Genomic DNA, 12,263 nt, shown 5'->3' on the forward strand with positions numbered 1-12,263 from the left:
TGGGCCGTGGCCCGGTGGTGGGCCGTGGCCCGGTGGTGCGCCGTGGCCCGGTGGGTGGGTCATGGTCGCTGGTGGCCTGGTCCGTTGGCCGTGGTCAGTGGTGGCCGTCGGCGACGGCCTTCTCGGTGGCGGTCCGCACGCGGGCCTCCGTCTCGCCGGTGAGCGGGAGGCGCGGCGGACGCGTGGGTCCGCCGGGGAGACCGACGATGTCCATGGACAGCTTGATCGCCTGGACGAACTCCGTCCTGGAGTCCCAGCGCAGCAGCGAGTGCAGGGACTTGTAGAGCGGCAGCGCGATGGCCAGGTCTCCGGCGACCGCGGCGTGGTACAGCTCCGCGCAGGTGGCGGGGAAGGCGTTGGGGTAGCCGGCGACCCAGCCGACGGCCCCGGCGAGGGCCAGTTCGAGCAGGACGTCGTCGGCGCCGATCAACAGATCGATTTCCGGGGCGAGTTCGGCGATCTCATACGCTCTGCGGACGTCACCGCTGAACTCCTTCACGGCGACGACGGAGCCGTCGTCGTACAGCCGGGCGAGCAGGTCGGGGGTGAGGTCGACCTTGGTGTCGATCGGGTTGTTGTACGCGACCACCGGCACCCCCGCGCCGGCCACGTCGGCGTAATGGGCGCGCACGGCCGTCTCGTCGGCGCGGTAGGCGTTCGGCGGCAGCAGGAGCACCGAGCCGCACCCGGCCTCGGCGGCCTGCTCCGCCCAGCGCCGGGACTCGGCGCTGCCGTAGGCGGCCACGCCGGGCATCACGCGCGCCCCGTCGCCCGCCGCCTCGACGGCGGTGCGGACCACGCGGGCGCGCTCCTCGTCGGTGAGGGTCTGGTACTCGCCGAGCGATCCGTTGGGGACGACTCCGTCGCAGCCGTTGTCGATGAGCCGTCGGACGTGCTCGGCGTAGGCGTCGTGGTCGACCGAGAGGTCGTCGCGCAGGGGCAGGGTGGTGGCGACCATGATGCCGCGCCAGGGGGTGGTGACGGTCCAGGAGGTGCCGGTCATGTCGACGTACCTTTCTGTATGGTGTGACATTTTACTGAGCGTTCCGAGGCGCCCACAAGGGGCGGGCCGCCTAGGACTCCTCGTCGAGCGAGGCCAGCGCCGCGAGCGGGACGGGGACGGCCAACGGGCGCCGTTCGGACGGAGGTTCGGGGGCGGACGCGCCCCCGGAGGCGGCCAGGCAGGCCACGGCCGTCCCGCACATCCGGCCCTGGCACCAGCCCATGCCGGCCCGGGTGAACAGCTTGACGGTCCGCGCGTCGCGCGCCCCGAGGTCGGCGACCGCCTCACGGACCCCGCCGGCGGTGACCTCCTCGCAGCGGCACACCTCCGTCTCGTCCGTCATCCATCGCGACCACCCCGGGCCGGGCGCATGGGCGGCGGTCATGACGTCGGCGAAGGCGCGCATCCGGTCCCGGCGGCGGCGCAGTTCACGGACCCTGCCGGCAGGAGCACCGGTCCCCCGCAGCCGTACCGCCACCGCGATTCCGGCCAGCTCACCTTCTGTACGCGCCAGTTCGGCACCGCCCACGCCTGCCGGCTCGCCCGCCGCCCAGAGGCCGCGCACCGAGGTCTCCTGGAGTCCGTCCAGGTCCAGGGCGAGAGTGGAGTCGTGCAGTCGACGGGTGGCGCAGCCGAGTGACGTGGCCAGTTCGATCTGCGGAACCAGCCCGTGCCCGACGGCCAGCGCGTCGCAGGCGATCAGCCGGCCCGACCCCCGTACGGGCCGCCAGTCACGGTCGAGTCGCGAGACGGTGACGCCTTCCACCCGGTCGGCGCCGTGGACCTCGGTGACGGCGCTGCGCGTCCGGAGCCGTACGCCGTGCCGCAGCAGCGCGCCGCCGTGCAGCAGGGCCTCGGCGACCTTGCGCGGGTTGGTCGCGAGCGCCCGCGGACTCCGGGCGTACCGCAGATACCCGGAGGCCTCCACCACGGCCGGTACCCGCGCCCCGGCCACCGCCAGCGACGAGGCGACCGCGAGGAGCAGGGGGCCGCTGCCGGCCACCACGATCCGCCTGCCGGGGAGCACCAGGCCGGACTTGAGCATGGCCTGCGCTCCCCCGGCCCCCACGACCCCGGGCACGGTCCAGCCGGGGAAGGGCAGTTGACGCTCGTACGCTCCCGTGGCGAGCAGGACGGCGCGCGCGCGTACCGTCGCGGGGGACTCCCCCGTGCCGTCGCATCCGGTGACGGCGTGCACGGTCCACGGACCGTCGGGCGCAGCGTCACTCCTGGTCAGGCCCCATACGTGATGCCCCGCCAGATGGGTCACATCGCCCGCTGCCAGGCGGCGGTTCAGGTCGCGGAACGCGGACCAGTCGTGGTGCAGCGCTTCCGGCCGTGCGGCGCCCAGCGCCGGTGCCGGATGCCGGTAGAACTGCCCGCCGGTCTGCGGCGAGGCATCCACGAGGGCGACGGTCAGGCCGAGTTCGGACGCGGCGACGGCCCCGGCCATTCCTGCGCAGCCCGCGCCGATGACCGCGAGGTCGTACGGCTCGTCCCGTTCACACCCCGAGGTCGTCATGGCCCTGCCCTTCCTGCGTGGTGATCGTGTCGCCGGGCCGGACGGGGACGAGACAGGCCCGCCGGTTGGGCTGCCCGTTGACCGTGGCGAGGCAGTCGTGGCACTGGCCGATGCCGCAGAACGCGCCACGCGGCCGGCCGCCCTTCCTGGTCGTGCGCCAGGCGAGGACTCCGGCCGCCCACAGCGCGGCGGCGACGGACTGGCCGGGCAGGGCGGTGACCGGGCGGCCGTCGAAGGTGAACTCGAACGGCGGACCTGGCTGCGCCCCGACCAGGGCGGTGGGGGTACGGGCCACGGGGCCTCTCCTCTCGGGACGGTGGACGGCTGGGGATCAGAAGGACGCGGAGGCGAATCGTTCGGGCCGGAAGGGCGTGATGTCGAGCGGAAGGTCGCCGCCGGTGAGACAGCGGGCGACGATCTGTCCGGTCACCGGCGCGAGACCGATCCCGGCCCCTTCGTGGCCGCAGGCGTGCAACAGGCCGGGGACGCGTGGGTCCGGGCCGATCGCCGGCAGATGGTCCGGCATGTAGGGGCGGAAGCCCGCGTACGTCCGGATCGCCCGGACCCCGGCGAGCACCGGGAAGAGCTCGGTGGCCCCGGCGGCCAGGCGTCGCAGCACCTCGGTGGAGAGGGTGCGGTCGAAGCCGACGCGCTCCCGGCTGGCGCCGATGAGGACCGGACCGGCCGGGGTCCCCTCGACCACCGCCGAGGTCTGCAGGGCCGCCGATCCGCTGGCCACGTCGGCCACGTAGTCGGCCGCGTAGACCTTGTGGCGGACCACACGCGGCAGCGGTTCGGTGACCAGGACGAAGCCGCGCCGGGGCAGGACGGGCAGCTCGGCCCCGGCGAGGCGCGCGAGGTCCCCGCCCCAGGCTCCGGCGGCGTTCACCACGTGCGGGGCGTGGAGTTCGCCCGACGGCGTACGGACTCCGCGCACCTCGCCGGAGGATCCGGTGAGCACCGCGAGGACCTCTTCGCCGAGCCTGAGCCGGACGGTCCCACCGGTCTCGTAGGCTCCTCCGGCCCGGCCTGCTCGCAGCAGGTGTGCGGCTGCGAGGGCGGGCATGACCTGGGCGTCCTGCGGATAGTGGACACCACCGGCGAGGCCGGATGCCAGGTGCGGTTCGAACTCGTGCAGCAGTTCGGCCGGGACCTCCCTGGCGTCGACCCCGGCGTCGGACTGTCCGGCGACGAACGCGCGCAGGGCGTCCAGGCCGCCCTCCCCCGTCGCGACGACGAGGCCGCCCTTCGCCTCGTACTCGATTCCCCGCGGCAGCAGTTCGGCCAGCTCGCGCCACAACGCCCCGGAGAGCAGTGCGAGTTCGAGTTCCGGGCCGGGCTCCTTGTCGGAGACCAGGAGGTTCCCCTCCCCCGCGCCCGTGGTGCCGCCGGCGACGGGCCCGCGGTCGACGACGGTGACGGTGAGGCCGGCCTCGGCGGCGTAGTGGGCGCAGGCCGCGCCGACGACGCCGGCGCCGACGACGATCACGTCCGAGCTGTTTCTCGTGAGCACGTCAGTAATATTTCACATGGCACACCGTTCGCCAAGACTCCGCGCGAGAACCCGCGGAACCGGTTGATGAGCCGCGCCCCGGCCCCGCGCGTCGCGGGGCCGGGGCTGCCGGCGCACTTCGCCGGGGCGGGTCAGCTGCGCAGCGGGCCCTCGCAGCTGTAGCTCGATGTTCCCGCGACCTTGTTGGACCAGATCTCCACGGGTCCGAAGCTGCAGTTCATGTCGGCCAGATTGGTGGAGGCCGCACCGGCGCGGTCGAGGAGGAAGTAGTCGACCGTCTCGGACATGTCCTTGAAGTTCTGGTCGTCGCTCGACCACCTGGAGAGGTTGGCCGTGATCCGGCCGGTGCAGGTGAACCGGCGCTTGCCCGGGTCGCCGTTCTCGACGCAGTCGGGCGTGTTGTAGGTGGCGGTGGCGAAGGAGGACCTGACGGCGGCGAGCGTGGAGTCGCGCAGCCGGTCGTTGGGCGTGTACGTGGTGTTCGGGACGTAGAGGTCGTCGACCTTGGCGATCTGCGCGTCGAGGAAGCGGTCGTAGCCGCGCTGGACATAGGTGTCCGCGCCCGTCCGGTGCCGCCAGGAGTCGTACGCCTGGACGTCGTTGGCGCGCAGGTGGGTGTACATCTCGCGGAGCAGCGAGGGCTTCTCGGTCCAGAGGTACTCGAAGAACGTGCCGGCGTAGTTGTAGAAGCGGAAGCCGTCGCCGTCGTAGGTGGCGTTGAGGATCTGCTCCACGTTCATGCGCGGGCTGCCGCCCGCGGTGTCGGCGATGATGCCGCGCACGAGCGACTTGCGGACGGCGATGCCGTTGTCGCGGGTCGCGCCGTCGAAGAACTCGGCCGTCCCCTCGTCCATCGCGGTCGTGCGGTCGCCCTCGTACCAGGGTCCCTCGCCGAAGAAGCCGGGCACGGCGAACCGGCCGTTGAGGTAGTGGACGTACTCGTGCCGGAACAGCTCCTCCAGGGTGAGGGAGGAGTCCTGCGGCACGCGGCGCTGGTACGTGTAGAAGGTGGCGCCCCGCTCGATGTAGATGCCGCCGTTGTTCGTGTCCATCCCGGTCAGGATCGGGTGGTAGTTCTCGTAGTCGGCGCGCGAGGCGTACAGCACGATGTTCAGCGAGGTGTTGGGGTCGCCGACGAGCGGCTGCTCGGTGCCGAGGACCCGGTGGTACTGCGCCTTGACCTGCTTGCTCGCGTAGTACAACTGGTCGACGGTGGCACGGTCGAGACCGGTGCGGACCTTGATCGCCCCGTTGTCGTAGGTGTACGTGTGAGGGAAGAGCTGCTTCTCGATGTCCTCCTTGCACACGCCGTAGGGCTTGCACGCCTCGTAGTGGTTGAGCCAGGAGACGAGAGTGGCCCAGGGCGCGCTGCCGGCGCCCCAGTCGTTGCGGACCGGGCCGATCAGGCCGCCGAGGTCGGCGACGACGGCGTCCTTCAGCCCGTCGATCTGGCCGAACCGGCCGTACTCGCCGAGCGCGTCGCGGGTCACCCAGGCGTTGGCCCCGCCCTTGAGGTGGGTGTATCCGGCGAAGGCCTTGAAGGCGGCGCGGTAGGCGGGGTCGGCGGCGGCGGCCGCGTGGAAGGCGGTGTCCCGGTTGCCCGGGTAGACGCCGAGGTAGTTGACGGAGAGGGCGGCGAGGGCGGCGCCCGCCCAGCCGGCGTCCTGGTGGGTGGCCGGGCGGTCGGGGCCCATGGTGGCCAGCACGTTCCTGATCAGGGTGAGCTGGTGGTGGCGCAGGCCCGGGGCGCTGGCGGCGTACAGGGCCTCCCTCAGGGTCCGGGCGTTGCTCGGGGTGACGTCGAAGGTGCGGGCGGCGCCGCCGAAGTCGGCGACGGCGCGGCGCATGGCGTCGACGGTCGGGGCGTCGGTGACGTCGATCTCGTCGCGTGAGAAGTCGTGGTACGCGACCGCGTGCAGGTAGGTGAACATCTCCTCCAGGTGCGAGGAGTTCCGGCCGTCGTGGGAGGCGGCCAGGCTCGATATCCGGCGGGAGACGGCCTGTACATGGGCGTCGGACATGACGGGCGTCAGCCGGGCGTCCCAGGTCCAGACGAGGCCGCGCAGACAGCCGTCGGCGGTGACGGCCGGATCGGCGAGGAAGTCGGCGAACGCCTCGGGGGCGAGTCCCGTGATCCCGTCGAGCGTGCAGGGGACGCCGGCCGCGGTGGCGGTGGCGGCGGCACCGGCCTTCTCGCTGGCGGCACCGGCCTTCGCTGCGGTGGCGGCCGGCGCACGGCCGGGGACACGGCCGGTGACGAGGCCGCCGGGCGCGGGCGCGGGTCCGAAGGTCCGGCGCGGCGCGGAGGCGAGGTGTTCGACCTCGTCGAAGGGGTTGGCGCCCTGTCCGGCCTGGGGCGCGGCCGCACCGAGTGCCCGGGCCGGGGAGGCGGGAGCGGGGGCGGGGGCGGGCGGGGAGTCCGTGCCGGCCGCGGAGACGGCGGTCTGGCCGGCGGAGGCCAGGAGGGTGACCGCTATCGCGGAGGCGAGCAGGGACGAGCGCACACGTCTGTGGATGGACAACAGAACTCCTGCGGTGAGGGGGTGGCTGTGGGGGTGGAGCGGGAACTGTTGGGTCTCGCACGGCATGTGACGGAGCCTCACTCTGCCGTGTGCGCTGTAACATAGTAATGTGAAATTGCACTGACAACCCCTCGGGTCGCACGAGTTTGCGGGCCTCCCCCGCCGAGCCTCCGGGTACGAACCGGGTCAAATCTCCCCACCGGGTGCGTATAGGCTTGTCGGACCCCGCCCCCGAGCCGTCAGGAGTCCCCGCGTTGAGCACCGCGATCGCCGCCGCCGAAGCCGCCCCCCAGGCCGGGACGACGGACTTCGTCGTCCAGGACGTGCCCGACGCCGTGGTCAGGGACGCCCGCGAGTTCGGGGCCTACGCCCGCACCGGCGGCTGGGCGTTCGCACTGAAGGTGGCGCGCAGCGTCAGGCCCGGCGGGCAGGCGGCGGACGAGTCCGGGATCTCCGGTGCGAAGGTGTCGGCCAAGGCCTTCGCCGAGCTGGCGGAGTGCTCCCCCGAGCGCGTCATGCGGTACTACAAGGCCTGGGACATGGCCGCCGACGACGGCGTCGTCCCGCAGTTCGAGGCGCTGGTCCCGGGCGTGGACATCGAGCTTCCCGAGGCCGACGTCTGGCTGTCGTACTACTCCTCCCGCTCCGGCGCCGCCTCCGTGCGCGGTCACGCGATCACCGCCGCGGCCGAGGCCGAGGGCATCCGGCCGACGAAGGCGCTGGAGGTCGCCGAGAACCCCACCGCCCTGCGGGCGGCGATCCTCGCCGACCCCGGTACGGCCGAGGCCGCTCGCGGCGCGCTGCTCGACCGGATGAAGGAGGACCCGGCGCTGCAGACCGGGATGGCCCGCGCCATCGTGCGGACCGACGAGCTGAAGAAGGCCGTCGCCGGCGAGGCCAGGACGGCCGACCGGATCGCGTACGTGCGTCAGGTCGCGGAGAAGGGCCGGATCAGGACGCCCGCGGGGCAGACGGTCGAGGCGCCGCCCGCGCTGCGCGCCGAGGCCGAGCGGCACCTCTCCCTGATCGACGAGCTCGACGACGCCGAGGGCGCGGGCGAGTGGGCCGGCGAGGCCTACGACGCGGTGAAGGAGATGGTCGCCGAGGCCGTCGAGGCGGATCCCGAACTGCGCGTCCAGGAACGCCGTACGAAGTTCTACAACAGCCTGCAGAAGGCGACGAAGGTCTTCGAGGAGCTGACGCTCGACGAGGTGCTGGAGGAGGACGTCGTGGAGGACGACATGCTCCAGCGGCTCGAAGCCCTGCAGACGGCGATCGGCACCTGCATCGACACCCTCCGCAGGGCGACCGCCGCGTCCTGACCCTCCGGCGCCCCGCACCGGGCAGCCCCACCGGGCGACGCCCCCTCCGATCGTCCCGGAGGGGGCGTCGCCCTTGGGCCCGTGGGGTGGGCCGTCAGTCCTCGTGACCGAGCTGGAGGTCGCGCTCGGTGCGTCCGCCGCCCGCGACCTGCAGCACGGTCGCGACCGGCGGATAGCCCGCCGCGATCACCGTGTACTCACCCGAGGACAGGTCCACGAACCGGAAGGTGCCGTCCGGGCCCGTCGTCAGGGTGTCGACGACGTTCCCCGCCGCGTCGAGCAGCGTGACGCGTGCGTCACCCACGGGCTGTCCGCCCCCCGCGCGCACCGTCCCGCGCAGCACCGCACCGCCCGCCAGCTCGATGTCCTGGCGGGTCTCGCGGGAGGCCTGCACGCTCACCGGCAGGGCGGCGGGGCGGAAGGCCGGGGCGCTGGCGGCCAGCGTGTACTCCCCGGCCACCAGCTCCGTGATGACGTAGCCGCCCTCGCGTCCGCTGCGGGTCGAGGCGACGACCTCGCCGCGCACGTCGGTGAGGGTGACCGCCGCGTCCCGTACGGGGGTTCCGTCGGCGGTCACGACGGAACCGGCGAGGCGGCCCGCGCCGCCGAGCACGACATCGAGCTCCACCGGCCGCTCGCCGACGGTGACGGAGACGGCCTGCGGCTGGTGGCCGCCGGCCGCCGCGATCAGGACGTACGAGCCGGGCCCGGGGACGCTGAGGGCGTACCGCCCGTCCTCGCCGCTGCCGCCGCGGCCGATCTGCTGCCCCTGGACATCGATGAGCGTCAGGGCCGCGCGCGGGACGCGGCTGCCGTCGTGGTGCTGGACCGTGCCGCAGACCGGGAGCCCCGCGGTGTACGCGCCGGAGCCGGCGGGGGCGGCGGCCGCACGGGCGCGCGGAACGGCGGTGGGGGCCTCGGTGGCGGGGGTGTGGTGGGACACCAGCGGTTGCTCCTTGAGGAAGAAGGCGAGGACGAGGCCGAGCACCAGGACCGGCACGAGGTAGAGGAAGATGCGGGGCATCGCGTCCGCGTACGCCTGGATGTAGGCGTCGCGCAGGGCGGGCGGAAGGGTGTGCACCGCCTGGGGAGTGATCGATTCGGCGGCCGGCAGCGACGCCCCGCCCGTGCGGGGCAGCAAGTCGGCGAGCGCGTCGTCGAGGCGTGAGGCGAAGAGGGTGCCGAAGACGGCGGCTCCGACGCTGCCGCCGATCTGGCGGAAGTAGTTGTGCGCGCTGGTGGCGGTGCCGAGGTCGGTGGGGCGTACGGAGTTCTGGACGGCGAGGATCAGGACCGGCATGACCATGCCGATGCCGACGCCGAGGACGGCCTGCCAGACGCTGTGGTGCAGGCGCGGGGTGTCCGCCTCCATCCTGGAGAGCAGCCACATCCCGACCACGGACACGGCGCCGCCGAGCACCGGGTAGATCCGGTAGCGGCCGGTGCGGGTGATCAGCTGGCCCGAGACGATCGAGGCGACGACGATGCCGCCCATCAGCGGCAGCATGAGGAGGCCGGACTCGGTGGCGCTGGCGCCCTCCACCATCTGCAGGAAGGTCGGCAGATAGCTGGCGGCGCCGAAGAGCGCGATGCCGATGACCGCGCCGACGAGGCTGGTGACGGTGAAGACCGAGTCGCGGAACAGCCTTAGCGGGATGAGGGGTTCGGGCGCGTGGTGCTCGACGACGAGGAAGAGCAGGGTCGTCGCGGCCGCTCCGGCGCCGAGGCCGATGATGACCCGCGAGTCCCAGGCGTACTCGGTCCCGCCCCAACTGGTGAGCAGGACCAGGCAGGTGGAGGCGGCGGCGAGCAGGACCGAGCCGAGGACGTCGAGCCTGGCCCGGGTCCGCGGCCTGGGGAGCTTGAGCACCGCGGCGACCACCGCGAGGGTGACCAGCCCGAAGGGCACGTTGAAGTAGAAGCACCAGCGCCAGGAGACGTGGTCGGTGAAGAAGCCGCCGAGCAGGGGGCCCGCGACCGAGGCGAGCCCGAAGGCGGCGCCGATGAGTCCCATGTACCGGCCGCGTTCGCGGGCCGGGACGATGTCCGCGATGATCGCCTGGACGCCGATCATCAGGCCGCCCGCGCCGACGCCCTGCACGGCGCGGAACGCGATCAGTTCGTCCATCGAGCGCGACCAGCCGGCCAGGGCCGATCCGATGACGAAGACCACGATGGCGAAGAGGAAGACGCCCTTGCGGCCGAAGAGGTCGCCGAGCTTTCCGTAGATCGGCAGGCCGATGGTGGCGGTCAGGAGATAGGCGGTGATCGCCCACGACATCCGGTCCAGGCCCTGGAGTTCACCGACGATCTTCGGCAGGGCGGTGGCGACGATCATCTGCTCCAGCGCGGCGAGCAGCAGCGCGAGCATGAGGCCGAAGAAGACGAGCCGGACGCGGCGGGGATCGAGGGCGCCGTCCTCGGCCGGGGACGCCGGCACCTGGCCGGAGGGCGGATCGTCCGCGACGTGCGGTACGTCGTCCTTCACCAGCGTGATCGCACCCACGTGCTGCTCCCCTCGTCACGGCTTCAGCGCCGCGTCATTCTTCGCATTGGGCGCGAAGCGGGAGCAAGTCGGGCGGTACGGGTGGCCAGTCACGCCCGCGGCCGCGAACGGGCCTGCGAGGCGGCGCACTTGGGGCGCTCATCAGCGCGTTTACGGAGAGCCGCGCGACCCCCGGGCGCACGGGGCGCCGGCGCGGGGGTCGCGCGAAGACCACTCGAATCGGTGAGCGCCGGAGCGTTACTTCTCCACCTCGGCGGCGAGGTTGGCCAGCACGGCGTCGTAGATGCGGGCGAGCCCCTTGGGCGCGAAGGTCTTCTCGAAGAAGCCGCCGATGCCTCCGGCGCCGTTCCAGACGGTGGTGACGACGGCCCGGGACCTGCCCTCCCCGGCCGGGGTGACGGTCCAGGTGGTGACCATGGAGGAGTTGCGGTCCTTCTCGACGAGCTGTCCGTCGGTGGGCTCGGTGACCTCCAGGAGGCAGTCACGGATCCGCTTGCTGGTGGCCTGGAGCTTCCAGTGGACGAGGGTCCCCTCGCCGTCGCCGCCCTCGCGCACCTCGTACTCGCTGAAGTGCTCCGGCAGCACCTTCGCGCGGGTGCCGCTGTAGTCGGCCAGAGCGTCGAACACCGTCTCCGCGTCCGCCGCGATGATCCGCTCCGTGGTGGCCTCGACCTGCGCCATTGCACTTCCTCCAGCACTCGGTTCCTCAGGGGTGTGGCACCAGCCAACCACCTGGGCGCGGGCCCCCCAAATCCGGGCTCCCCTACCGGCTTGCGACGATCAAGGGAACAGGTGTTCTATTCTGTGTCCAGGACCGAGGCGACAGCCACCGAGGAGGCGTCCATGCGCTGGGACAACCTGGGCGACGACAGCGCCGCCGGGACCGCTCTGTTCGGTACGGACGCGGTCACCACCCGTACGTTCGACACACCGGAGTTCCGCGGGATCACGTTCCACGAGGTGCGGGCCCGCTCGATCGTGAACCGGGTGCCGGGCGCCTCCCGCATGCCCTTCGAGTGGACGGTCAACCCGTATCGCGGGTGCACGCACGCGTGCGTGTACTGCTTCGCCCGCAAGACCCACAGCTACCTGGACCTCGACACCGGCCTCGGCTTCGACTCCCAGATCGTGGTGAAGGTCAACGCGCCGGAGCTGGTGCGCCGCCAGCTCGCCTCCCGCCGCTGGCAGGGCGCGCACATCGCGATGGGCACCAATGTCGACTGCTACCAGAGGGCCGAGGGACGCTACGGCCTGATGCCGGGGATCATCGAGGCCCTGCGGGACCACGCCAACCCGTTCTCCATCCTCACCAAGGGCACCCTGATCCTGCGCGACCTCGACCTGCTCGTGCAGGCCGCGGAGGTGACCGAGGTCGGCATCTCCGTCTCCGTCGGCTTCACCGACCGGGAGCTGTGGCGCACGGTCGAGCCCGGGACGCCCTCCCCCGAGCGGCGCCTGGACGTCGTCCGCACACTCGGCGAGCACGGCATCGGCTGCGGGGTGCTGATGGCCCCGGTGATCCCCTTCCTCGGCGACCGCCCCGAGCAGCTGCGGGAGACCGTGCGCGCCGTCGCGGAGGCGGGCGCGACCTCCGTGACCCCGCTCGTCCTCCATCTGCGGCCGGGCGCTCGCGAATGGTTCTTCACCTGGCTGCGGCAGCACCACCCGCATCTGGTGGGGCGGTACGAGCGGATGTACGCGGCCGGGGCCTACGCACCGACCTGGTACCAGCGCCGGATCACCCGTCAGGTGCACGAGCTGGCCGCGGAGTTCGGCATCGGACCGGCCCGCCGGGGCACACCACGCCGGATCCCTGCGCCGGAGGAGCCCGCGCTCGCCGGGACGCCCGAGCAGCTCAGCCTCCTCTGACGGCGC

The 12,263-nt window shown here is 72.7% G+C and carries 9 protein-coding genes; 2 read left to right on the top strand and 7 right to left on the bottom strand.

Going from position 1 to position 12,263, the window contains the following annotated elements; all coding sequences use genetic code 11:
- Positions 1-94: 94 nt before the first annotated feature.
- From ACZ3IJ_RS24990 to ACZ3IJ_RS25010, 5 genes are all read right to left on the bottom strand, one after another.
- Entirely contained in the window at positions 95-1,003 is a 909-nt protein-coding gene (locus ACZ3IJ_RS24990; protein ID WP_467471629.1) for a dihydrodipicolinate synthase family protein, read from the bottom strand.
- A 70-nt stretch (positions 1,004-1,073) separates the two neighbouring features.
- The gene (locus ACZ3IJ_RS24995; protein ID WP_467471631.1) at positions 1,074-2,525 is read right to left on the bottom strand and encodes an FAD/NAD(P)-dependent oxidoreductase; all 1,452 of its coding nucleotides are present in this window, start codon (positions 2,523-2,525) and stop codon (positions 1,074-1,076) included.
- Positions 2,506-2,820 (bottom strand): (2Fe-2S)-binding protein, encoded by a 315-nt coding sequence (locus ACZ3IJ_RS25000; protein ID WP_467471632.1) that lies wholly within the window; start codon positions 2,818-2,820, stop codon positions 2,506-2,508. Before ACZ3IJ_RS25000 ends, ACZ3IJ_RS24995 begins: the two co-directional genes overlap by 20 nt.
- 36 nt (positions 2,821-2,856) lie before the next feature.
- On the bottom strand, positions 2,857-4,038 hold the full coding sequence (locus ACZ3IJ_RS25005) for an NAD(P)/FAD-dependent oxidoreductase (protein ID WP_467471633.1): 1,182 nt from the start codon (positions 4,036-4,038) through the stop codon (positions 2,857-2,859).
- Positions 4,039-4,169: 131 nt separating this feature from the next.
- Positions 4,170-6,560 (bottom strand): collagenase, encoded by a 2,391-nt coding sequence (locus ACZ3IJ_RS25010; protein WP_467471635.1) that lies wholly within the window; start codon positions 6,558-6,560, stop codon positions 4,170-4,172.
- A gap of 203 nt (positions 6,561-6,763) precedes the next feature.
- On the opposite strand from ACZ3IJ_RS25010, the gene ACZ3IJ_RS25015 reads away from it, so the two are divergent.
- Positions 6,764-7,882 carry a hypothetical protein gene (locus ACZ3IJ_RS25015; RefSeq protein ID WP_467471636.1) on the top strand — a complete coding sequence of 373 codons (1,119 nt, stop codon included), beginning with the start codon at positions 6,764-6,766 and terminating at the stop codon, positions 7,880-7,882.
- Positions 7,883-7,976: 94 nt separating this feature from the next.
- Here ACZ3IJ_RS25015 and ACZ3IJ_RS25020 read toward each other — a convergent pair whose 3' ends face one another.
- Together ACZ3IJ_RS25020 and ACZ3IJ_RS25025 are read right to left on the bottom strand one after the other, a co-directional pair.
- Positions 7,977-10,388 carry an MFS transporter gene (locus ACZ3IJ_RS25020; protein ID WP_467471638.1) on the bottom strand — a complete coding sequence of 804 codons (2,412 nt, stop codon included), beginning with the start codon at positions 10,386-10,388 and terminating at the stop codon, positions 7,977-7,979.
- 237 nt (positions 10,389-10,625) lie between these two features.
- On the bottom strand, positions 10,626-11,069 hold the full coding sequence (locus tag ACZ3IJ_RS25025; RefSeq protein ID WP_467471639.1) for an SRPBCC family protein: 444 nt from the start codon (positions 11,067-11,069) through the stop codon (positions 10,626-10,628).
- Between the two features lie 162 nt (positions 11,070-11,231).
- Between ACZ3IJ_RS25025 and ACZ3IJ_RS25030 the strand changes: the two genes are divergently transcribed.
- Complete coding sequence (locus ACZ3IJ_RS25030; RefSeq protein ID WP_467471907.1) at positions 11,232-12,257, top strand: Rv2578c family radical SAM protein; 1,026 nt, start codon at positions 11,232-11,234, stop codon at positions 12,255-12,257.
- The last annotated feature ends 6 nt before the right edge of the window (positions 12,258-12,263 follow it).

It is taken from the genome of Streptomyces sp. NPDC013317, from assembly GCF_055563155.1.